This is a genomic window from Algimonas arctica (assembly GCF_014652695.1).
GTDB lineage: Bacteria > Pseudomonadota > Alphaproteobacteria > Caulobacterales > Maricaulaceae > Litorimonas > Litorimonas arctica.
On the sequence record NZ_BMZH01000003.1, the window covers coordinates 227,425 to 250,389 of the forward strand.

Consider the following 22,965-nt stretch of genomic DNA (forward strand, 5'->3'; position numbering starts at 1 on the left):
ATCAACGAATCCGTGTCGTCGCGGAGTACATTTCGTCTGCCGCTGTGATGATCTTGGAATTCAGCTCATAGCCCCGTTGCGCTTCGATCAGTTCCGAGATTTCTTCGACCACATCAACTCCGCTATCCTCGAGATAGCCTTGCCGCATGACGCCAATCCCGTCGGATCCGGCCGTGCCGTTAATCGGTGAACCAGACGCTTCCGTTTCGCGGTAGAGATTGCCGCCCAGCGCTTCGAGGCCTTTTGTGTTGGCGAACACATTAAGGCTGATATTGCCAACCGTTTGGCCCCGAGGAACATTATTGAAATATGCCACGACCTCGCCGTCGGGAGAAATCGTCACGCGACTAGCATCGGTAGGAATCGTGATCTGGTCTGCCAAGGACAGACCGTCTGAATTGACCATCAGCCCATCCGCATCGCGGTAGAATTTACCGTCGCGCGTAAAGGCCGACTCGCCGTCTGCCTGAATAATTTCGAAGAACCCTCGACCATTGACGGCCAAATCTAGATCGCCACCCGTTTCGCTTAGCGCACCTTGGACGATTTCCATAGAGACTGTTGTCGGACGAACGCCCATACCGATCTGGATGCCAGCGGGGACCACGGATCCGGTTTGAGAGGTCAGCGACCCCGGTGTTTGATATTGCTGATAAATGAGATCGGCGAATTCGGCCACGCGCGGCTGATAAGCCGTCGTGCTCATGTTCGCGATATTGTTGGCGATGACGTCGACCCGCATTTGTTGTGCGGACATGCCAGTTGCGGCGATTTTCAAGGCGTTCATCCTGAAGCCTCCTTTTCCCTGTTAAGTCTTGTTGGGTTGAAATTCCGTGAGTTAAGTACTGTTTGCGTGTGGTGTCTGAGTGAGTGTCATTATTGTCTGAGCGTTCTGGCAACGCTGCGGATGCGCTCATCTTCAATATCCAGCAGCGCCTGGCCCGCATCATAATGGCGCTGCACTTCGATCATGCGCGCCATTTCCAACACAGGATTGACGTTGCTTTCTTCCAAGAAACCCGAGGCGATGTTGGGAACATCCACGTTTTGAATGTTTTCGCCGGTCCAGAGATTATTGCCTTCGCGCTGCAATGTTTCTGTATCGGCCGTGAAAACGCCGACGCGGCCAAGTTCGACGCCGTCTGATGAAATTGTGCCATCGCGACTCACTTGAATGGACGCCGCTTCCTGCGGGATGGCGATTTCTCCGCCGCCTGTCCCCAGCACCGCATGGCCTTGTGGGTTGACGAGAATACGGTCCGCATTGAGCATGAAATGACCGGCGCGTGTCAGTCTTTCGCCATTCGGTGTTTGGACTTTAAAAAAGCCTTCGCCCGTCAACGCCATATCCAGTTCACCGCCTGTGGACTTCAAGCCCCCATCCGTCAGGTCCGTAGCGTGAGCGCCGAGGCGGCCCATTGATAGGCTGGTCGCGCCGTCAGGCGAGGAGGTTCCCGCTTCGATTTGACGAATATATTCCGAGAAAACCCCGTGTTCTGCCTTAAATCCTGTGGTGCCCATATTGGCGACATTATTGGCCACGGTTGAAAATTCGCGCATCAGACCCGACTGACGGGTAAGCATGGTATAGACGGCATTATCCACGGCTCAAAACCTCCCGGTAGGTGTCCATATCTACATTGACGGTGTCGAGATAATCCGTCAGCTCAGGGCCACTCAGATGGTCCGGGGCCGCCGTCTTTTGCAGAGATGATTTGAAATCAGCCGCGTCTACGGACAAACTACCCGACGTCAGGGCTTGCAACCGGGCTTCGGCTTTAGCCTTAAGAGCGGGCGAAAATTCGATACCCTTGCCTTCAAGCCGACCAATGACATCTAGCGCTTGAATCGCTTTAAGCGGGTCATCGGCCTCAATCGCTTCTTCCAGCCGGACCGCTAAGCGGGCGCGTGCCCCCTCATTATTGACCAGATTATTGGCGCTCGTCACGAGCTCTGCCACATAAACAATATCGTCATCTTCAATGGCTGAAGTCAGAAGTCGTTTTTTCGCGTTATCGCGTACCTGTGGGTCAGGACTTTCCGACAAGCGTTTTAATTCAGAGCGCGCAGCCGGCGCGGCATTAATTTTCCGCATCAGGTCAAGCGCAATCATTTGCTCTGGGCCATCACGTTCGGCGATCCATGACAATCGTGTTCTTGCGCCCACCGGGTCGCGTGACATTTTCAGAATCCCATCGAGCAAGATATGTTCCGGGTCGCGGTCATGATGCGGCTGCCCATGAAGTTTCGCATCGATAAGCGTATCTGAGACACGTCGGGTCAGACGAAGATTACCGGCCAGTCCCGCGCGTATGGCGATCTGAACGCCGAGTTGTCGGCGTAAGTGGGTATCCATACCGGCCAACGCAGCGGTTAATACAGTTTCATCCTTAGCATCGAGCACATGGGCCGGGTCCGCTAAGGCCTGCCAAGGCAGAAAAGACGGTCCACATTCACCCGCACGGCTCAGATCAACCGGGAGCGGCCGACCATCATAACTCGGGTCAATGAGGTCTGCGAGCGCTCCCGCAAGGACTGCATTTTCAGGCCAATCGACCCGCAATTCGGTGAATAGACCTGTCGCAAAACTGCCCTGCCCGCCGTCGAAAAGCGGGGCCAAAGTCATACAATCCGAGGCCGCGCCTGTTGACTGAGGATTTTTGCCGCCAGCCGTAATTTCTGCCTCGCTCAACTCACGGTTTTTAAGATCAACCAGCCCATTTCGTCCGGCAGCCTCAAACAGGTTGCGGAGGTTATTCACCTGGCTTTCCACGTCTTGAGACATGGCAACTGGCGTCTCTTTGAGCGCCACTGCGTGAACTGTGTCCGGCTCATCTGTGTCCGAAGGAGGATTCGCAAACGTACTAATCGGAAACGCCGAAAGCCCGAGCACGAGAACGCTCAGGCCAAATTTTGATATGCGGGTCTCTTGCTTCACGCTGCTTGTTTCAGCGCCTTGATGGCGTCCTCAACTTCGGAGAAGCTCGGCCTGCATCCATGCGGCGCACTTCGACGCGCCACTTCGATACATAATATCGTGTCGTTCTTATGGAGGCTGGAGACCAAGACCTCGCGCATCAGAGAATAAAAGTAAGCTTCTTGATCCCGGATCTGTTTCACTCGGTTCGCCAGCGGTCCAACTAAGGAGTAGGCGAGGAACACGCCGAGGAATGTCCCGACCAAAGCGCCGCCGATCATTTCACCCAAAACTTCCGGCGGCTTATCGATCGACGCCATTGTTTTAATCACGCCCAGAACGGCCGCAACAATTCCCAATGCGGGCAAAGCATCCGCCATATTTTGTAGGGCGTGACTGCCGTGCAGACGCTCTTCCGTCATCACTTCCAGCTGTTTGTCGAGCAGTTCTTCGACCTGATAGACATTGTCGAAATTCATCAGCATGGACCGCATCGTGTCGCAGATCAGTTCTACGAAATCTCTCGAGGCCAGGATGCGCGGGTATTTCTGAAATACCACTGAATTTTCAGGATCTTCGATGTGCGATTCAAGATCGACCGGGCTATCTTCTGATAGACGAACCAGCTCATGCATCAGGCAAAGCAAATCAGAATAATCCTGACGTTTCCATTTTGGACCTTTGAACACCGCAAGCAGGTCATTCATCGTGCTTTTGATCGTGTGCATGTCGTTGCCACAGACAAAAGCACCGATCGCGGCGCCGCCAATCATCATCATTTCAAACGGAAGTGAGTGCATGATGATGCTCATCTTCCCGCCTGCCAATATATAGCCGCCGAAGACGCAAATTACGGTAATAACAATGCCGATAATTGAGTTCATAAATGTTCGTTACACCAGCAGGTGTTAATTCAAAGCTAAGTGCGATAGAGTAAGATTGTGGATCATGCTGGCACAGGCTCGGCCTTGGGTGCGGTCCGCAAATTTTCTGGCGCCACGCGGAAAGATGGGTCTAACCCCCGATTAAGCCGAACGGCCTTTAACCCTTTATCCGCCCCTAAAGACGCATCGGTCAGCGGCACGGGGCCGTCGCCCATTTTAACGTTTAATTCTAAATGATCGAAGCGCAGACCTGGCAAGCCAATCACCTGCCCAATTTTCAAACGGCTACAATCCGCGACACTCATTCGAACGCGGTCTGCCACAGCTTGAATTTCGACATGGCAGGGACCGAGGCGGGGCGGAAGGCTTGGCGCCTTCGGAAGGGGAGACGCAACGGTGTCCTCAGATTGTCCACTGGCCAATAATTCCGTCGTGACGATCAGAACGATTCGCATGTCTCCGCCATCGCCATCAAGATAGGCGACTTCCATCGACAAAACCTCATAGGCAGTGAAATCAGCAAGCACCGTGTCCCGTTGCTCAACGGCCCAAACGTGTTCCGCCAAACCTGAATGCGCCATAATGCGGGTGTCGTTTATGCTGTCCCCGAGCGACAGCATATTCTCTTCAGCAAAGGGCCGGAGCACCGCAAGCGCAGCCGCATCAAGACCGGAATCAAGTTGCAAAACATCTTGTGCGGCCATTTCGACCAAGGGGTCTGTGAGGGCGACAGCGATACGGCGAGATCGACGAGATCCGCGCGTTGTCATTATAATGCCGGGAATTACATCCGCTTTCGGCATCGCCCAATCGGCGTGCGTGAGCTCAATTTGCGCGTCTTCTAGCGACAGCCAGTCGCATAGCGCACTATTAATACTGGGAAGAAGTGACATCGCCATATCTGTCGCGTTCGGACGATCTGAGTCCGGTTTGCTAGCAAATGCGATTTTCCGGGCAATGACGGACAAGACGATTCTTTCGTTCTCGGCCCATCCTGGGCCTGTACACTGTCCCAACTCTCATCAAAAGGTTGCGTAAAGGTTGACCGATTGACCTAAATCACCCCGAAACTTCATAAAAGATCAACCATGCCTCGTACCAATTTAGCAACGGCTCTGCGCTAAGACGGGATTTGAACCGATCCTCCGGACCATTATTATGCTGAGATTAGATTTATGAGCGCCGGACAAACCATCATCATCAAACGCCCCAAAATCGTTAAGGGGGGCGGCCATCATGGTGGGGCTTGGAAAGTTGCCTATGCTGATTTCGTGACAGCGATGATGGCGTTTTTCCTGCTGATGTGGCTGCTTAACGCGACATCCGAAGAACAACGCAAAGGACTCGCAGACTATTTTAGTCCCTCAATTCCGATTGCGGCCGTGTCTGGCGGCGGAGCCGGCGCACTTGATGGGGAAGAAGTGACCCGCGCCCCCGCCCTCTCAACGGCCAGTCCAACCGAAGGAATAAATGATAACCTCGCTGGCATGCCAGACGACGCGATGGTCGCCGCTATGCAAGCAGCCTTGATCGGAGAAGAAACGGAACTTAGCGATCATATCAGCGTCCGTATGAGCCCTGAAGGTCTTGTCATCGAACTCACTGACAGAGATAGCCGCCCCTTATTTGCTTCGGGCCGGGCAGATCCTTCACCCATTTTAATGAAACTGACGGCCGCCGTCGCGCAAGCCTTAGAAGAAGTCTCGAACACAATAAAAATCGACGGGCACACGGATAGCCGCCGCTATGGCAATGGATTGCAGGGGTATAGTAACTGGGAATTATCGAGCGACCGCGCCAATGCCGCGCGTCGGATGATCACACAAGCCGGCCTACCTGAAACACGGATTACGGAAGTCTCAGGCCGCGCCGCCACCATGCCCTTTGTCGATGATCCGCTTGATGCCCGCAATCGACGTATTTCGATTACCCTGTTACGATCCGGTGGTTAGTCACAAAACAGGCTCATTCGCGCGTCTAAATCCTGGGTTAGTAACCTCTGATTCATCCTATACCTTTTCTTAAGGCTGTTCGTTTAGTTCTGTCCTTGGTTCCAGAGAACCCCGTCCCAGCGCGTTGCTGGATTCGGATTCAAGGATTGAAACGATGACAATAACCTCCTCGCTCAATGCGGGCGTAATGGGCCTGAACGTGAACGCCACACGCCTCGCCTCCATTTCCAACAACATCGCCAACTCGGCTACTTACGGCTATAAACGCGCTGACGTCGATTTCAGCTCCTTGGTCGTTGAGCAAGGCCGCAGTGTCTATTCTGCGGGTGGCGTTCGCGCAACAGCCACACGAGATGTGTCTGACGCAGGCTCATTGATCTCAACCGGCCGGTCGACAGACATTGCCGTTAACGGTTCCGGCATGCTGCCAGTCACCACACTCGCTGGACTGGACCAACCCGCCGCAGAACGTGACTTTATGATGGTTCCCACGGGTAGCTTTTCACCGGATGCCGACGGTTACCTGCGGACAGAGAGTGGGTTATTCCTGACAGGGTGGGAAATTGATGCGGATGACAGCCCGATAACGACGGGTCGCGGCAGCACCACCGGACTTGTCCCAATCAATCTAACAGCCGGACAATTTAGCGCTGAAAATACCAGCCAGATCCAACTGGGAGTCAACCTTCCTGGTGATCCGTCGGGTTTACCAGCAAATAACACCCTGGATGTCCCAATTGAATATTTCAATCAGATTGGATTGCCACAATCACTCGACACGGTCTTCACGCGGAATGCGGGCGGAGATTGGGACGTTGTCATCAATGACAATTCCACAGGAACCTCTGTTCAGACCGCTACGTTCAACATCACGTTCGGTTCAGACGGAAGTCTTGACACCGTGACCCCAGGTGCGGGCGCTGCTTATAATGCGACCGACGGCGAAGTTTCAATCACGCTGCCAAACGGTCCGGTCGACGTCTTTGTTGGACGCCTCGGTACGACCGAAGGGATGAGTCAGATCGGAACAGCCTTTCAGACACAGAATGTTTCCGCCAACGGGTCGCCTGCTGGTGAACTACAGTCGATAGAATTTTCACCTGATGGCACCCTAGAAGCCATATATAATACAGGCGCGCGACGGGCATTATTCCAAATCCCAGTTGCCGTGGTCGCAAACCCCGATGGCATGCAAGCCACCGGCAATCAGGCCTACCGTGTGACACGTGAAAGTGGCGACATCTATCTTTGGGATGCCGGCGAAGGCCCATCTGGTGGTATTGCTGGATATTCATTGATGGAAAGCAATACGGATATTGCCGCAGAGCTAACCAACCTGATTGAAACGCAACGTGCTTATTCTTCCAACGCTAAGATCGTTCAGACGGTCGATGAGATGTTGCAAGAAACCACGAACCTGAAACGATAGGTTAGACCGCTAAAGGTCGCCCACTATGTCGCTCGTCAGTAGCCTTTCTAATGCCCGCGCCGGAATGGCCGCGACACAGGCCCGTGCGCAAACGGCATCGGCCAATATCGCTAATGTTTCGACGCCGGGCTATGTCCGGCGCGAAACTGATTTAAGTCAAAGCGGGCCGACCGGCGTTACCGTCACGGGGTCATCTCGGATTCAGGACAATATCGTCGTTCAAACCCGGCGCGATGCACAATCGCAAAGTGCGCGGTCTGATCTCATCGATACCGTTTTAACGCGCACGCTTTCCGCTTTTGGCAGTCCGGGGAGCTCTAACGGCGTGTTCGGTGCATTCACCCAATTCGAAAGCGATCTGCAAACCCTCAAATCAACGCCTGAATCGGCTGCCTCGCAATCAATTACAGTTGATTCGTTGAAAGATCTCACAAGCGCCCTGTCTGATGCGTCAGAAGCGTTACAATCGGAACGAACCCAAGCTGACGCCAGTATCGCGTCCGACATTAAATTTGCCAATCAACTCGCCGCGAATATTTACGACCTGAACAGCGATATCACCAGTGCCAAAGCCAATGGGCGCGACACGAGTCCTCTACTGGATCAGCGCGACAGTCTACTTGACCAGCTCTCCCTCATGATACCGGTGGACGTTAAGCATCTAGAAACAGGGGCTGTCTCTGTTCGCACATCGACAGGTCTTAACCTCGTCGGCGCGACAGTCAATAAAATCGAATTTACCCCGTCCGCCCGAGTCGGGCCAATAGACACGACATCGGCAGATGGCGGGCGGTTGTCCATTCCCACCATTGATGGCCGCCCCATCGCGCCCGGTTCTGGCCCTCATGCGGTCACAGAAGGTCGAATCGCGGCCAATCTTGATTTGCGAGATAGCGTCTTGCCCCAGCAAGCCGCCATGCTTGACAATTTCGCTTATGACCTCGCCGCGTCACTCGAGGCCTTGGGGGAACCGCTCTTACTCGATAATGGCGCGCCCATTGATGCCTTGAACAAAATCGGCCTGTCACAACGGCTGGGCGTTAACCCGCTCATTGATCCAACGCACGGGGGGTCCCCATCCCGCCTGCGCGATGGCCTTGCCGCGACCACCCCTGGTGCGCCTTCTGACGATACACGCCTGTCCGCTCTTGCGGATGCGCTGTCACCGTTTTCCACTCAGCTCGCAACAGTTGTTAGCGATGTCTCATCAGACGCTCTCCGGGCGCAGCGGATTCACACAGGAAATGTGGCACGAGAAATCACGTTGATCGAAGTGGATTCCCAACTCAGTGGCGTCGATCTTGATTACGAACTTCAAAGCCTGCTGGCAATTGAACAGGCCTACACCGCCAATGCGCGCGTCATTCAAACCATTAGTGACATGTTTGATACATTGGCGAGGATCTAATCATGCAATTCTCGCTCACACCTGACATTCTATTCAACACCCGTCAGTCACGACAGAACGCGACCCTGCGGGCGCGGCTGGAAACGGTCGGCCAGGAAGCGATCACAGGACGGCGCACCGATGTGCTGCAGGCGACCAATGGCCAAATCGGAGATGCCTTTTTGCTAGAAAAGGCATCGCAAGATATCTCCCGTCAAGTTGGCATGGCAAACCTCGCAACAGCGCGACTCGACGGCGCCACGAATTCAATCTCGACGATCCGCGAAACGCTAATTGATTTCTCATCCGATGCACGCGTCTCATTCGAAACAGGCAGCAGCAACGAATTTGCTTTGATGGCATCGGGGGCCGAAGATGCCCTGTCCCACGTGATGAGCTCTCTTAGCCTTCGTCATGGTACACGACACCTCTTCTCTGGCACACAATCCGCGGGGGGGCCTTTGGCTTCGCAGGAGGAATTGCAAACCGCCATCAACGCAGCCATTTCTGGTGCCGCATCAGGCACAGACGCGGTCACGGCCATCAACGATTATTTTGGTGCAGGCGGTGGCTTTGAAACCGACATTTATCAAGGCAGCGTGGAAGATGGACCCCGCTTACATATCACGGATACGGATAGCTTTGATCCACTGCCCAAAGCAGACGATCAACTCTTTCGCGACATGATGCAAGGCTTTGCCATGATAGCCGGCGCGAGTCAGGCCGCAACAGAGGCCGACCGAGATCAATTGATCGAAGCTGGTATAAACTTACTCAACGGTGCAGTCGACGGCGCGCTTGTTACAGAAAGCCGTCTCGGCGCGGCGCAGCAAAGCATCGAACGGATTGAAGCAGGCCTGCAAACCGAAGCGTCCCTTGTCAGCACGACCCTGAGCAAACTTTTGGGCCGCGACGTCTTTGACGCTGCCGCCGAATTGCAAGCCTTAGAAGGGCAACTTGAAGCCAGCTACACTGTCACCGGCCGCCTTGGCTCTCTCTCACTCGCAAACTTTTTGAGGTAATGATGCCCCGATCTTTCCTCCACCGCACCTTCTCCGCGCTCGCTCTTGGCGCACTCGCCCTTGTTCCCGCGACAGCGACCATGGCCGCCGAAGTCCGCATCAAAGACATTGCCGACGTGCAAGGTGTTCGTGGCAATGATCTTGTCGGCTACGGCCTTGTTATTGGGTTGAACGGCACGGGCGATACGATCCGAAATTCCCCCTACACCGAAGAGGCCCTAACCAACATTCTCGAACGAATGGGGGTCAATGTTCAAGGCACTGATTTCCGCCCCGACAATATTGCCGCCGTTTTCGTGACAGCCACCTTACCGCCGTTCGCCCGCGAAGGCTCACGGATTGATGTGAATGTTGCCTCCATTGGCGATGCGTCTAGCCTCTCCGGTGGGACGCTCATCATGACGCCACTCAACGCCCCCAACGGTGAAATTTTCGCACTCGCGCAAGGCAGCTTGTTGATTAGCGGTTTTGAGGCGGAAGGTGACGGCGCCAGCTTGACGCAAGGCGTTCCAACAGCGGGATCAATTCCTAATGGCGCCCGGGTCGAACGCGAAATCCCGTTTGACTTTCGCAATCAGAAAACCGTGCGTTTGGCTCTACGCTCGCCAGATTTCACGACAGCCGGCCGCATGGAAGCCAGCATCAATAAGGCTATCGGCCGCAATGTTGCGACTTTGATGGATCCCGGCACGGTTGAGGTCGACCTCAGCTCCCTTCAGGGCAATGCGGCCCATGCGATGGGTCGGATCGAGAATATGACATTGAAATCTGCTGAGATCGCCCGGGTCGTGATCGATCAGCGGTCCGGCACAATTGTATTGAGCGAAGCAGTCAAAGTTTCGTCTGTCGCCATCGCGCAAGGCAATTTGACCATTAAAATCGCAGAAACGCCCGTAGCCTCTCAGCCTAATCCGTTTGGGTTTGGCGAAACGGTGGTTCTACCGCGTACGAACGTACAAGTACAAGACGGCGAACCCGGTCAAATTGGAATTGTTCAAGAAGCTGTTGAATTGCCTGATCTTGTCGCCGGACTGAACGCGTTAGGCGTCTCCCCGCGCGAAATGATTGATATTCTTAAAGCGATTAAAACCGCTGGTGCACTTCATGCCGAACTGGTGCTGCAATAGCCCCACATAGAAACGCCGCCATCACGGCGGCGTTCATCGTCATCACGTCGTAAAGTCTAGCTACTCTTCTTCCGGCATAGGAAGGAGTGTGACTGTGCCGCGGCGGGACAGGCCAAGGATTTCGCGCACAAGCCCCCCTATGGCCCGGTCCTTAGTGCCCTCATCCATCTCTGGCAGCGCTTCTATATCTTCGCGGAATTGATCTGCCATACGCTGCGCAATATTGCCTAGGAGGAAGGCCGAGACCTCCGGCGCGGCGCTTTCAATTGCAGCCAGCCCATTGATAAGAATGTCCCGACCCACTTCGCGGAACACGGCTTGAACCGACTTGGTGGGTAAGCGCAGAGGTAGATCTTCGATCCGCAGCAAGGTCGCACGAATCGCGGCCGCCCGGATTTCGTCTTGTTGTTCCAACCGCGTTAACGCTGCATCGCGCAAATCGCGCGGTAATGTCCCTAAGGTCTCCCCAATCATGATGATTTTAGGGTCAGATGCGGGATCAATGGCCCCGTCAAGCAATTGCGTTTTGATCATACGTTCGGCTACAGCTGCGGCAGCAGGCGCGGGATCATTCGGACGAGACAGTTGAGCAATCGCCTCAACCGCATTCTCCGGTGACATCAAACCGAGAACGACGGGAATCCTGTCGACAGGCAAACGATTGAGCATGAGCGCAGCCACGGACCCGTGCTGCTTGTCAACATACTCAGCAACCACTTCAGGATCCAATTGGCCAAATTCAGCCCAAACATCTGACGGCGGTTCAACAAATACATTCGGGCCGCGAATTTTTTCGACCAGCGTTTCGCCAAGGGCCTTCGTAAGCAAATCCAGCGATTCACGTTCCCCGCCACGCAGGCCCGTCCGCCATGTCATCAACTGCGTAATAAACTCGGCAAAGGCCGCGAGCACCTCTTCCTGCGAAACAAATGGCATATCTTGCAGCGCGCCCCGAATACGGCGCATCGCAGGCAGGCCGAGTTGTTCGGCGAGTGGCTTAGCTTGCTCTGGCTTTAAGGAAACGAGCACAACGGCGGCGCGTTGTTCGGGCGTTAATCGGGACAAAACAGTACTCATCACGCATATCCCTGCAATAAGGCCTCAGTAATTTTCAGCCAACCATCCGCCAACACGAAAAAGCCCAGCTTAAACGGTAAAGAGACGACAGCGGGCGGCACCATCATCATCCCCATTGCCATCAAAACCGACGCAACGGCGAGGTCAATGGCCAAGAACGGCAGGAAAATGGCAAAGCCAATCTGAAACGCGGTTTTAATTTCCGAGAGCATGAACGCGCTGGTCAGCAAGCCAAGCGATGGCTCTTCGCCCGGTGTCCAATCGCGACCCGGAATAGAATCGGCAAGGCGTTGAATTGTGTCAGGCTCGACCCGACCACTCATGAAAACGCGGAACGGTTGAATCGCGAGATCAAACGCCATTTCCTCGTCCAAAACCCCGTCCATATAGGGTTGCACACCCAGCGCCCAACTGTCCGCAAATACGGGTTCCATAATAAAAAACGTCAAAATTAAACCAAGGCCCATAATCATAGAGTTGGGCGGTGTTTGTTGCAGACCCAACGCTTGGCGAAGGAAGGACAACACAATCACAATTAAGGGTAAGCACGTCACCATCATGGCGATGCCCGGCGCGAGGCTGAGCACTGTCACCATCAGGAACAGCTGAACAATTGATACGTCCAGAGCCACCGGCGCGTCCGCCGCATCGCGCAAACCATTGCTTAGCGCGTCGCCGACCGTTTCTGGATCTGGCGCAACTTGTGCCAGCACATCCGGCGCAAACCAGAGCGCAAGGCTGCCCAATGCGATCGCAGCTGCCAGACGGCCTAAAGGACGACCCAGAGTGAGACGTGTGAGTGTCATCCCAACGCGTCTTCGGCCACATCAACAACTTGCGTGATCCGCACGCCAATGCCGGCCCCATCTTCCATTTCGACCAATTCACCCCGCGCAATCACACGGCCATCAACACATAGGTCAACCGGGTCTTCGACCCCCCGATCCAGCGCCAAGAGGCTGCCTTCATCAAAGCCTAAAAGCTCCGTCACAGTGGGTCTCGCCGACCCGACGATAACATCGACGGTGACGGGTAATGCATAGATAGAGCGTTTGAATTTCGCGCCGCCTTGTTCATCGCGGCGCTCCAGCACAGGCGCTTCAGGTGCAGCCTTCGCGGAAGGGTCTGGAAGGGTGTTTGTTGGTGTATCAGTGCTCATGATGCGACCTCAGCAACGGGCGAAAGAGAATGGGTTTGGGGAACAGGTTTGCCGAGGCGAACCAGGCAAGCATTAATCAAGGCCTGCGCATCAATCCGTGTCGTCCCGTCGCCATCGCGCAAGTCGAGACGGTTCATTGGCACGGCGGGATCATTCTCGATTTTGACCGAGACTGTGTCTGGCATCGGCCCCAGATCGAGCGCAGGGTTTTTGCGCAAATGCAAGGGTACGGTTCGCAAGGAATCGGCGGCAACGGATAATTCATCCAACAGCGCACTGCGCAAACTTGCGTCCGCCAGATGCGGCAGCACACCCTCTAGAACGGCGGTAATAAGCTGAGTTTGTTCCGCTTCGATCCGCGCAACATGTTTCGCAAGCGCGTCTTCAACCAATTGCGACAAACGCAGGCCGAGGTCGGACGCCGTTTTCTCTGCCGCTTTCACAGCTTTTTCTTGCTCAGCCAAGCAGGCCGGACAGGGCTGGCAATGCGCGGCACATCGGGTTGTTTCCTGACTAATCAAGGGACGACGTAGCGCGGAGAGTGACGTTGGTGACGCGGGTTCAAACGGGGGAACCTGAAGGCGGACGACTGTGCTCATGCCGCAATCCCCGGCCGAGCATTACCCGACGGTGTCTGTTCGGATGTGGTTGGTTTATCAAGCTCGAGCCAGCTGGCGAGCAAGGCCGCCGCATCATCGAGATTTTCTCCTACCACTTCAGTCAGTTCCGATTTCGGGTCAGGCGCCGGTAAGCCTAAGACGGCGCCCGCAGACCCGCCAATAAGTCCGGCGGCCGCCACAGCAGCGGGATTATTCATATCCACGTTCGCGCCGTCCGGCCCTGACAAGCTCATCGGAGACAGCATGCCACCAGCGATTGGACGGGCTGACGTCACGCCGCCACGTGACGCTTTGATCAAGGGGCGAACAACAAGGAAACCCAGACCCAGTGCCAGCAAGCTTAGAATGCTCAATTGGGCCAGCCGACCGCCATAATTATCGACGAACCGTGTCCCGGCGCCCGGAAGCGTGATCATTTCGCCCGGTTCAGGACGGTTAAACGCCAGCGTATCCACGCGCAACACATCGCCGCGTTCCGCATCGAGGCCAGCCGCCGCACTCGCGAGGTCGCGCAAAACGGTCAGCTCTTCCTCAGTTCGCGGCGTATAAGTTACGGTCCCGTCTTCCGCGACTTCGCGGGTATGATCTAAAAGAATAGCGACACTCATTCGCGTGACTTTGCCCGGCAGGCTTTCCGTCGTTGTCAGGATTTCAGAGATTTCATAGCGGGTTGTTTCGCTCGTCTGAGACTGTTCGCTTGTTGAGTTCCCGCCGCCTGCGGCGCCTTCAGGCAAATTAGACGCAACGGTCACAGCACCCGTAGTGCCGTCACTTTGATCCGATCGATCACTCGTCGTGGTCGACCGAATGACGCGGCCATTCGGGTCAAATTTGCGTTGAGTTGTGTTGACCCGGTCTGTTTCCAGATCCAAGGCAACGTTCACCCTAACATTGCCAGCGCCGACGCGCGCTTCGAGCATGCTGAGCAATTCCGACTTTAAAGCCGAAGCGCGACCAAGTTCACCCGACGCATCCGCCATCGTCCGGTCATCGACACCGGGACCCGCCAAAAGTCCGGCCCGTGTATCAATAATCGCAACATCTTCGGGTTTTAGACCCGGCACGGCAGAGCCGATAATATGCTGCAGCGCTTGGGCATTGCGGGCATTAATGGGGGGATCGGCCTCGACGGTTACAGACGCCGTGGCGGGGAGACGGCGGGCAGTTAATCCCCGGCCCGCCCCTTGTCCGATATGGACCCGGGCAGAGCGAACGTTTGGCATCGCCAAAACTGTCCGCGCCAGCTCACCTTCTTTGGCGCGCCAATAGGCGGTGTCGAACATATCAGACGACATGGCGAAACTATTCATTCCGTCAAACAGCTCATAACCGACAACATCTTGGCGCGGTAAACTCTCCCGCGCGAGTTCTAAACGGAGCGAATCACGGCGCGATGCCTCGGCATAAATAGCCCCACCCTGAACGCGGTAAGCCACATCCATTGTATCAAGGCGGGCAATAATTTCACCGGCGGCTTGAGCTTCTAAATCGGCATAGAGAAGCGACAGTGTCGGCTTGGACACTTGTTGCGCAATCAGGCTAAGCACGAACAAAGTCGCGATAACAGCGGCGGCGCTGATGATCTTCTGTTGGAGTGACAGAGATTTAAGTACGGCAATCGGGTTCATCCTGAGCTCGCTAAACGTGCATCCTGCACACCACTTGCCAGAGCCGTGTAAACGTTAATTCGTTAATCTAGTGTTTACCGTAACCATTCAAAACAGTTTCGAAGCCATTAATTTGGATTCGCAACAGAAAGCCGAGCGCCGATTATGGCCATCATGAAGAAGAAGAAAGGGACTCCCGCCGCACCTGCGTCCGCAGGTGACAGCAACGCTGCGCCTAATTCTTCGCCTCAGAAAAACGGAAAACTGTTAACGATCCTGTCTCCTGTGCTCATTTTCGGCGCCACATTCGGCGCGACTTGGTTCACGAAGCCGTCTGCGCCCCTCCCTGCGCCAATAGAAATCGAAGATCATACAGCCGCGACACATTCCGCTGAATGGACGCCGCCGGAACCAGAATACACATTGGCGATGGATCCGATGACAATTACGGCGGGAACGCATGGGCAGATATTACGCCTCGGCATTGCCATCGAAGTGTGGGAGAAGGACCCCGATATTGATGTCGCCCGTCTGCGCGATGCGTTTACAACCTATTTGCGCGCGTTAGAGCCCAGCCAACTGGCGGACCCCAGCTTTCATATGCGTATGAAACGCGCTCTTTTACACCGCGCCCGCGTGGTGACCGGCCAGGACGTTATCGCCAACGTCCTTATCACCGACTTTCTGCTGACTAGCTAGGATGGACCCTATGGAGATCGAATTTATCAAGGATATCCTGCTGATCGCGCTATGTGGTGCGTCCGCCTTTTATTGCTGGATGCTGTCGCAGCGCCTCAAAAAACTCAATGACCTGAAAAGTGGCGTCGGCGCCTCTATCGTGACGCTCACTGAAGCGATTGAGCGCACCCACGCGGCCGCGACGACAGCGAGGGGCGAGTTGTTCGAATCGATCGAGGAAATTAAGGGTTTAGTTGCGGATGCCGAGAGCAAAGCCGTACGCTTAGAACGCATCATGACGGATTGTGATGTCAAAGTGGTCGAGGCCGAGCAGGCGACGAACGCGTTGAAACAGGTTGTCGAAATTGAAATCCCGGGGGCGCGTCGTAAAGCCCTCAAAACAACTGAAGGCTTGCTAAAGGTCATGGCCGATATGAAACGCCACACGGCCGCCATGCCGCGCATCGTCTCCAGCCAACCGCGCGCCGTCGAGACGAATAAGTCTACGCCGACACGCCGGAGCCATGTCGCATGAAATCGTCCATCCTCATTGCCTTAGCGATTGGCTTTGCCGGTTTTGGAGCCTTGGAAGTCGCGGCGCTGAACCCCGCTGACGCCATGACGCCAAAACCGACACCGGACGCGGCCCTGACGGACCCTACGCACGTGGCTGCGAAACTCGATACAGAGCATACTCAGGCCGCGTGCCTTACCCCGACTTTGGTCGCCGCGTTTGAACCCCGTCATAAGGCTTTAGAATCCCGCGAAGCCAAACTTGACCTGCGACAAGCTGAGTTGGAAGATTTGGAAACCACGATCCAAACCCGCCTTGGTGATATGCAAAAAACCCGCGATGAATTGAAAACTTTGACAGCGCAAATCGACGTCGTTGCCGGCAAAGATATTTCTCATTTGGTTGAAATGTATTCAACTATGAAGCCGAAAAATGCTGCCGCTATATTCGATCGCATGGACCCCGCCTTTGCCGCAGGGTTCTTACGGGAAATTGATAGCGCCCGCGCGGGCGTCATCATGGCGGAAATGGGCGAAGAGCAATCCTACCGTATCAGCCTATTGATTGCTAACCGCCACGCCGATTGGCGCAATAAAGGTTAAGTGTCCTAACGCGGACATCAAACGCTCATCTCCTCGTGACCGGCCCGCGCAAACACATTGTGCGCGTCCCAAATTGGCCGCTTGCCAAAGGCAGTGCTGAGCAAGAGCGCAAGCGCAACGCCGCCGAATAAAGTCAACGCCATCACGTGGATATAGTGCAGCGATATGCCCGGTGTCTCGCCCAACGGATTAGTTGCCCAACCATAAAACCCGACGCCCGCAATCACAGCGATGATCATCGCATACGGGTTCACATTACGGAATAAGAGCCCGACAATAAAGGCGGATAAGATCGGCATCGAGAGCAGGCCATAAAGTCGTTGAACCAAGTCGATGATGGATTGTTCTGGGTTGTTGAAAATCGGGATCATCGCAAAGCCGAGCAAGACCATCGCAATAGAAACCCAGAGCGACAGGCGCTTCACATTCGGTTTTTTATTCACATATGTTTCGTGAATATCCATGACCCATAGCGCGGCGGATGCATTCAAGATGGAATTAAACGTGGTCAACACAGCGGCGGCAATCGCGGCGGCAAAGGCCCCGGAAATCCACGTCGGCAAGATATCACCGACGAGCGTCCCATAGGTTTCGTCGCCAATATCGCCATAAAGCTTAAACGCGACGATGCCCGGCAGCACAATAATGGGCGGGATGATGAGCAAGCGTATGCCCGCGGCGGCTAAAATCCCTTTTTGCGCTTCCTTGACGCTCGGCGAGGCCATGGCGCGCTGCGTAATCGTTTGATTTGTTGACCAGTAAAACATCTGGATAAACAGCATGCCCGTGAACAGAGTCGCGAAGGGGATATCGCTATCCGGCGCCCCGATCATCGTCAGGCGTTCTTTGGGAATTCCAGAGAAATCCCAGCCGATGGCATTGAGCGAAATAATAGTGACCGCGACCGCCAAGGTTAGCAGCAATACGCCGGAAAACGTGTCTGAGACGGCGACCGCGCGAAGACCACCAAAGATCGCATAAGCCGCACCGACAACCGCGAACAGCGCCGCAATCACATACAGGTTCACGTCTAACCCGAACAAGTTGATTATAAACAGCGACCCGCCATAGAGGATCGCCGGCAGGAAAATAAAAATATTGCCGAGCAGGAACAGGATCGAGATCAGCGCCCGGATATGCTTATTATTATAGCGGCGTTCCAACAGTTCCGTCGTCGTCGTACACTTATATTTATAATAGACGGGAATGAAGATGAAGGTCAGCATCACGAGACCCGCGACAGCCGCCAGTTCCCACCACGCCAAAAGCGCCATTTGCGCCCCGTTCATACCGACCAGTTGATCCGTCGACAGGTTCGTCAGTGTGATTGAGCCCGCAACGAAATACCACTTCAGCCCCCCGCCCGCGAGGAAATATTCTTTTTCCCCGTTTTCCCCTTCGCCGCGTGCGGCGCTGCCGCGACAGAACCAATAAGTCAGAAAGGCGATTAGTCCCGTCAGCCCGAGGAAAACCACAAATTGGCTAACACTTAATTCCACAATTTTCCCCTGCCCCGTGTTCGGAGTCATAATTTCGTGGCCCTGCCCTATATTCGCCGCAGCACAAAGAGATAAGCGCTAAAATCGCCCTCGGGCATACATTGAACGCCGGACGCGACCTCTCGGGCGGACACGCGCGGCAGGGGCAAACCACTCTGCATCAACGCATCGCCGCGATAGATTACCTTGCTATCAGCGTGGTGATACGCAGCCGTCGGCTCCAGACCCACATAATAGACCCGACGGGCGGGCATATTCGGACCGGAGAGACTGTGGAAATAAGTCAGGTAGATCGTCTGTCCATCGCGGGAGGAATATTGCCACGCGACTTCATTTTCCGTCTTCTTCACTCGGTCAAAACGCCCTCCCACCATGTCCGCCTTCGTGTCTTGTGCAAACCGCATCCAATCGGAGAGCTCCCGCTGATGCGCGGCAATATCCGCCTGCCCCAGCGACACACCGCGCGCAGCACAGAAAGCCCCGGCCAGAAAGCGGGTCCGCACGGATGACACACGTCCATTCTGATGATTGGGTGACGGGCCGATATAGGCCGCCATGACGTCCAACGGAAAGAGGTGGGACGCGCCGCCGATAATGGCAAGCCGCCCAATCGGGTCGCACATGTCGGAGATCCAGCCTTGCGGCATGTAAGAGAGCATACCGAGATCAAAACGATTGCCCCCCGACGCACAATTCTCGAACAACACCTCAGGATAAGACGCCACGAGCCGGTCCAGCAACGCATAAAGGCCGAGCATATAGCGATGCGGCGTCTCTTGCTGACGCTTTCGCGGTAACGCCGCGCTGCCGACTTCCGTCATCGTGCGGTTCATATCCCACTTCACATAATCGACGTCGCCGCAGGATAGAATCGCATTCAGAGAGTCGAACAGATAATCCTGCACATCGGCGCGAGACAGATCGAGTGTCAATTGGTTGCGGCCCAGCGACGGCACGCGGTCGGGGACATGTAAAATCCAATCGGGATGCTGCGCGTAAAGCTGGCTTTGCGGATTGACCATCTCAGGCTCGACCCAAATGCCGAATTTCAATCCCTTGGCTTTCACCTTCGCCGCAAGCGCCGGAATACCGGACGGGAACCGTACCGGGTCCGCCCCCCAATCGCCGAGCGAAGACGTATCGTCCTGTCGCCCGTCAAACCACCCATCATCTAGCACGACCATGTCGACGCCGATCTGTTTCGCCGTCTCAGCCAGCGACAGAACTTTGTCTTCATCGATATCGAAATAGGCCGCTTCCCACGTGTTGAGATAGGTTGGGCGCGGGACATGACGGAACCGTTCCGGCGAGACGCGGTCGCGGATAAAATCGTGCCAATGGTGGGACAGCGCTCCAAGCCCGCGCCCGGAAAAAGTATGCAACGCTTCCGGCGTCGTGAATATCTTGCCCGGCTTTAACCGCCAATTGAAATTGAATGGATTGAGGCCCGCCAACACGCGCACATCGTCAAATTCCCCTTTTTCGACGCTGATGGCAAAGTTACCGGAATAGACCAACGTCGTGCCGTAACAGCGGCCAAAGCTCTCTGTCGCGCCCGCCTGTAAAATCGCGACGTAAGGGTTATGGGCGGATGAGGATGTGCCGCGCGCGCTATCGGCGACGAAACGCCCTTGCGGCAACGCGATGCGCTCTTCGTTAAACTCGCGTGACCATGTACCGTGGAAATGCTGGATTTCGTAATCGTCCGCAGGCAGGTCGAGCGCGCTGGAAAACACGTGCCGCAGATCAATGTCGTGATCGCTCAAATTCTCAAAGGTCGCTGACCGGGCAAGAACACCGTAATCCGCCCAGACCGTGTAGGAGAGCGTGACCCGCAAGCCGTGCAAACGATCATGGAGTGTCACGATCAGCGTCTGTGACCCGTCCCCTCGCGACGACGGTAGCCCGTGGAGAGGCGGTTTCACCTCAACAATTTCATGCGTTTCATAGAGCAAGGAAAAGACCGTATTCCCGTCTGCATTCTGTCCGTGAAAGGCGGGGAAACGATAATCAGACGTGCCAAAGCTTGAATATTCTTGCGGCGTATCGGACAGGGAATAATAGGGTGTGCCCTGAAACGTCGGCACAACATGTCGGTTCATCCGGCGAGGATGGCGCGGGACGCCAAGGGGGTCCGATAGCGGCCCGCCATAATGCAAATGTTCGAGAACGCCTTCCTGTGAGACGCGGAAGACATAGGCGAAATGCGCATTGGACAGCGCAAAGGTCAGATCGTCAGATATTTGGATCAAATCTGGCATTACAGATCTATGGCGGCTGGAGACGCACTGCGCGTTCCGGGAATGCGGATGTCTTCAACGAGGTCTTGTACGGCTTGGGGTGGTTCGGGGGTCAGTAGAGACACAACCACACCAGCAACCGTCGCCACCCACATAAAGACAAAGCCGATCCCTTCGGGCGAGACACCGAACAACCAAAGGTCCGGGTTGGTATTCACGAATTTGAAATAGTAGATATAGGCGAAGGTCGTCACGAGCCCGGTGAGCATGGCGCTGATCGCGCCTTCTTTGTTCATGCGTTTCCAAAAAATCCCGAGGAAAATTACAGGAAATAAGGACGCCGCCGCGAGGCCGAAGGCGAAGGCGACAACTTGCGCCACAAAAGGGAGCGACGTCGCGAAAATCCCGAGCAACCCTGCCAAGACCACCGCCGCCGCCGCCGCCCATCGCGCGGCCCGCATTTCCTGTTTCTCGGTCATATCCGGTGTGAAGGTTCGTTTGAGCAGATCATGGGACACAGCCGAGCTGATCACCATCAGCAATCCTGCCGCTGTGGACAGGGCAGCCGCCAATCCGCCCGCGACAACGAGACCAATAACCCAATTGGGCAATTGCGCGATTTGGGGATTGGCGAGCACGAAAATATCCTGGTTCGGTTCAACCTCGTTCGCGAGACCGTCCGGTGCATCAGGGCCGCGATACTGCATGACACCATCGCCGTTTTTGTCCTCATATTTGAGCAACCCCGTCGCTTCCCAATCCTTATACCAGACCGGAACAGGTTTGCCGCCATCGGCCAGAATTTCAGCGGACCGCACGTCATAGTTTTCTGCATCTGTGATGTAGATGGCCTCATTGACGGTATCGATAAAGTTAAACCTGGCGAACGCACCAACCGCAGGGGCAACCGTGTAAAGCGCCGCAATAAACAGGAGCGCCCAGCCCGCAGATTTCCGCGCCGCGCGAGCGGATTTGACCGTAAAGAACCGAATGATGACGTGCGGCAATCCCGCCGTACCAAACATCAACGCCGCCGTGATACAGAACACGTCTATCGTCGATTTATCGGTCGAGGTATATTCGCGGAAACCCAAGTCAGTCACCACCGTGTTAAGCTTTTCCAGCATGGAGACGTCTGTGCCGACTGCATTACCGATGAAGCCCAGTTGCGGCACCATGTTGCCTGTGATGGCGAGGCTCATGAAAATCGCTGGGACAGTGTAAGCAAAGATCAACACGACATATTGAGCGACTTGCGTATAGGTGATGCCCTTCATGCCGCCGAGCACAGCATAGACAAAGACGATCCCCATCCCGATCAAGATACCGACATTAAACGGTACGCCAAGAAAGCCCGAAAAGGCGACGCCGACGCCCTTCATCTGTCCGGCGATATAGGTGAAGGACACGAACAGCGCGCAGATCACCGCAATGACGCGCGCGACTTTCGAATAGTAACGATCTCCCACAAAGTCGGGTACTGTGAACTTCCCGAACTCTCGCAGAAACGGCGCGAGTAACAGTGCCAGCAGAACATAGCCGCCCGTCCACCCCATGAGATAGACCGAGCCGCCATAGCCCATAAACGCGATCAGCCCGGCCATCGAGAGAAACGAGGCTGCGCTCATCCAATCCGCGGCTGTCGCCATCCCGTTAATGGCGGGCGGCACGTCATGTCCGGCAACATAGAACTCTTCGGTCGACCCAGCGCGCGACCAGATCGCAATGCCAATATACACACTAAAAGTCAGGATTACGAAAAAATAGGTCCAGAACGTCTGATCACCAAAGACAATATCCATGACCTAGCCCCGAATTCCATGTTTGGTTTCGAGCTGGGTCATGCGCACGCAGTAAATGACGATGAGGATCAAAAACACATAGATTGACCCGTTTTGCGCGAACCAAAAACCGAGCGGAGCGCCACCGATAGAGAACGCATCAAGAGCATCACGGAACAAAATGCCCGCCCCGTAAGACACCGCAAACCAGACGATAAGCAAACCTATCGTGAGCCGCTTGGTCGACGTCCAATACGCGCGCTTAGCCGCCTCCGACGGTGGTGTTTTCGTTTCAATCTTTGCCATGCCTATTCCCCGCCTCACGCCTCGGTCTTGTGTCAGACCCTTTTATTGCTTGTTGCCGAACGCCGCGCGCAAGGGAAGCCGTGATTTTCAAACCAAGGATTTTCCGTCATGGCTTGACAGGCTCCCACACCGTCACGATAGTGATAGCGTTAACACCATAAATG

22 protein-coding genes are annotated in these 22,965 nt (G+C 55.1%); 8 read left to right on the forward strand and 14 right to left on the reverse strand.

Annotation, left to right across the window (positions count from 1 at the left end):
* Nucleotide 1: 1 nt before the first annotated feature.
* The 5 genes from flgG to IE105_RS05320 all read right to left on the reverse strand — a co-directional run bounded on the left by flgG (nucleotide 2) and on the right by IE105_RS05320 (nucleotide 4,769).
* Nucleotides 2–787: a flagellar basal-body rod protein FlgG gene (gene flgG / locus IE105_RS05300; RefSeq protein ID WP_189496168.1), complete on the reverse strand. Its 786-nt coding sequence runs from the start codon at nucleotides 785–787 to the stop codon at nucleotides 2–4.
* 89 nt (nucleotides 788–876) lie between these two features.
* Nucleotides 877–1,605 carry a flagellar hook-basal body complex protein gene (locus IE105_RS05305; protein ID WP_189496170.1) on the reverse strand — a complete coding sequence of 243 codons (729 nt, stop codon included), beginning with the start codon at nucleotides 1,603–1,605 and terminating at the stop codon, nucleotides 877–879.
* The gene (locus IE105_RS05310) at nucleotides 1,598–2,938 is read right to left on the reverse strand and encodes a hypothetical protein (protein WP_189496172.1); all 1,341 of its coding nucleotides are present in this window, start codon (nucleotides 2,936–2,938) and stop codon (nucleotides 1,598–1,600) included. Before IE105_RS05310 ends, IE105_RS05305 begins: the two co-directional genes overlap by 8 nt.
* Entirely contained in the window at nucleotides 2,935–3,801 is an 867-nt protein-coding gene (motA, locus tag IE105_RS05315; protein WP_189496174.1) for a flagellar motor stator protein MotA, read from the reverse strand. The genes IE105_RS05310 and motA overlap by 4 nt, the downstream gene beginning before the upstream one ends.
* 62 nt (nucleotides 3,802–3,863) lie before the next feature.
* Nucleotides 3,864–4,769, reverse strand: a complete 906-nt coding sequence (locus IE105_RS05320) for a FliM/FliN family flagellar motor C-terminal domain-containing protein (RefSeq protein WP_189496176.1) — start codon at nucleotides 4,767–4,769, stop codon at nucleotides 3,864–3,866.
* Nucleotides 4,770–4,976: 207 nt separating this feature from the next.
* Here IE105_RS05320 and IE105_RS05325 point away from each other — a divergent pair, with 207 nt between their 5' ends.
* The 5 genes from IE105_RS05325 to IE105_RS05345 all read left to right on the forward strand — a co-directional run bounded on the left by IE105_RS05325 (nucleotide 4,977) and on the right by IE105_RS05345 (nucleotide 10,718).
* Nucleotides 4,977–5,753, forward strand: a complete 777-nt coding sequence (locus IE105_RS05325) for a flagellar motor protein MotB (RefSeq protein WP_189496179.1) — start codon at nucleotides 4,977–4,979, stop codon at nucleotides 5,751–5,753.
* Between the two features lie 154 nt (nucleotides 5,754–5,907).
* Nucleotides 5,908–7,182, forward strand: coding sequence for a flagellar hook protein FlgE (locus tag IE105_RS05330; protein ID WP_189496181.1), 1,275 nt, complete (start codon nucleotides 5,908–5,910; stop codon nucleotides 7,180–7,182).
* Nucleotides 7,183–7,207: 25 nt separating this feature from the next.
* On the forward strand, nucleotides 7,208–8,590 hold the full coding sequence (gene flgK / locus IE105_RS05335; RefSeq protein ID WP_189496183.1) for a flagellar hook-associated protein FlgK: 1,383 nt from the start codon (nucleotides 7,208–7,210) through the stop codon (nucleotides 8,588–8,590).
* A 2-nt stretch (nucleotides 8,591–8,592) separates the two neighbouring features.
* Nucleotides 8,593–9,591, forward strand: a complete 999-nt coding sequence (locus IE105_RS05340; protein WP_189496184.1) for a flagellin — start codon at nucleotides 8,593–8,595, stop codon at nucleotides 9,589–9,591.
* Between the two features lie 2 nt (nucleotides 9,592–9,593).
* The gene (locus tag IE105_RS05345; protein WP_189496186.1) at nucleotides 9,594–10,718 is read left to right on the forward strand and encodes a flagellar basal body P-ring protein FlgI; all 1,125 of its coding nucleotides are present in this window, start codon (nucleotides 9,594–9,596) and stop codon (nucleotides 10,716–10,718) included.
* 60 nt (nucleotides 10,719–10,778) lie between these two features.
* Here the strand turns inward: IE105_RS05345 and IE105_RS05350 are convergent, their stop codons facing one another.
* From IE105_RS05350 to fliF, 5 genes are read right to left on the reverse strand one after another with little or no spacing between them, the layout of a single operon-like run.
* Complete coding sequence (locus IE105_RS05350) at nucleotides 10,779–11,795, reverse strand: FliG C-terminal domain-containing protein (RefSeq protein WP_189496188.1); 1,017 nt, start codon at nucleotides 11,793–11,795, stop codon at nucleotides 10,779–10,781.
* The gene (locus IE105_RS05355; protein WP_189496191.1) at nucleotides 11,795–12,601 is read right to left on the reverse strand and encodes a flagellar type III secretion system pore protein FliP; all 807 of its coding nucleotides are present in this window, start codon (nucleotides 12,599–12,601) and stop codon (nucleotides 11,795–11,797) included. The genes IE105_RS05350 and IE105_RS05355 overlap by 1 nt, the downstream gene beginning before the upstream one ends.
* Complete coding sequence (locus IE105_RS05360; RefSeq protein ID WP_189496193.1) at nucleotides 12,598–12,954, reverse strand: FliM/FliN family flagellar motor switch protein; 357 nt, start codon at nucleotides 12,952–12,954, stop codon at nucleotides 12,598–12,600. Before IE105_RS05360 ends, IE105_RS05355 begins: the two co-directional genes overlap by 4 nt.
* Nucleotides 12,951–13,553: a hypothetical protein gene (locus tag IE105_RS05365; RefSeq protein WP_189496195.1), complete on the reverse strand. Its 603-nt coding sequence runs from the start codon at nucleotides 13,551–13,553 to the stop codon at nucleotides 12,951–12,953. The genes IE105_RS05360 and IE105_RS05365 overlap by 4 nt, the downstream gene beginning before the upstream one ends.
* Nucleotides 13,550–15,202: a flagellar basal-body MS-ring/collar protein FliF gene (fliF, locus tag IE105_RS05370; RefSeq protein ID WP_189496197.1), complete on the reverse strand. Its 1,653-nt coding sequence runs from the start codon at nucleotides 15,200–15,202 to the stop codon at nucleotides 13,550–13,552. The genes IE105_RS05365 and fliF overlap by 4 nt, the downstream gene beginning before the upstream one ends.
* 153 nt (nucleotides 15,203–15,355) lie before the next feature.
* On the opposite strand from fliF, the gene IE105_RS05375 reads away from it, so the two are divergent.
* The 3 genes from IE105_RS05375 to IE105_RS05385 are packed head-to-tail and all read left to right on the forward strand — an operon-like array spanning nucleotide 15,356 to nucleotide 16,975.
* Nucleotides 15,356–15,880 (forward strand): flagellar basal body-associated FliL family protein, encoded by a 525-nt coding sequence (locus IE105_RS05375; protein WP_189496199.1) that lies wholly within the window; start codon nucleotides 15,356–15,358, stop codon nucleotides 15,878–15,880.
* A gap of 10 nt (nucleotides 15,881–15,890) precedes the next feature.
* Entirely contained in the window at nucleotides 15,891–16,394 is a 504-nt protein-coding gene (locus IE105_RS05380) for a hypothetical protein (RefSeq protein WP_189496201.1), read from the forward strand.
* Nucleotides 16,391–16,975 carry a MotE family protein gene (locus tag IE105_RS05385; protein WP_189496203.1) on the forward strand — a complete coding sequence of 195 codons (585 nt, stop codon included), beginning with the start codon at nucleotides 16,391–16,393 and terminating at the stop codon, nucleotides 16,973–16,975. Before IE105_RS05380 ends, IE105_RS05385 begins: the two co-directional genes overlap by 4 nt.
* A gap of 17 nt (nucleotides 16,976–16,992) precedes the next feature.
* Here IE105_RS05385 and IE105_RS05390 read toward each other — a convergent pair whose 3' ends face one another.
* From IE105_RS05390 to IE105_RS05405, 4 genes are read right to left on the reverse strand one after another with little or no spacing between them, the layout of a single operon-like run.
* On the reverse strand, nucleotides 16,993–18,504 hold the full coding sequence (locus IE105_RS05390; RefSeq protein WP_233353998.1) for a sodium:solute symporter family transporter: 1,512 nt from the start codon (nucleotides 18,502–18,504) through the stop codon (nucleotides 16,993–16,995).
* 17 nt (nucleotides 18,505–18,521) lie between these two features.
* On the reverse strand, nucleotides 18,522–20,735 hold the full coding sequence (locus IE105_RS05395; RefSeq protein WP_189496205.1) for an alpha-galactosidase: 2,214 nt from the start codon (nucleotides 20,733–20,735) through the stop codon (nucleotides 18,522–18,524).
* The gene (locus tag IE105_RS05400) at nucleotides 20,735–22,516 is read right to left on the reverse strand and encodes a sodium:solute symporter family protein (protein WP_189496207.1); all 1,782 of its coding nucleotides are present in this window, start codon (nucleotides 22,514–22,516) and stop codon (nucleotides 20,735–20,737) included. The genes IE105_RS05395 and IE105_RS05400 overlap by 1 nt, the downstream gene beginning before the upstream one ends.
* A gap of 3 nt (nucleotides 22,517–22,519) precedes the next feature.
* A complete protein-coding gene (locus IE105_RS05405) occupies nucleotides 22,520–22,801 on the reverse strand; it encodes a DUF4212 domain-containing protein (protein ID WP_189496209.1) in 282 nt (93 codons plus the stop codon).
* Nucleotides 22,802–22,965: the final 164 nt, after the last annotated feature.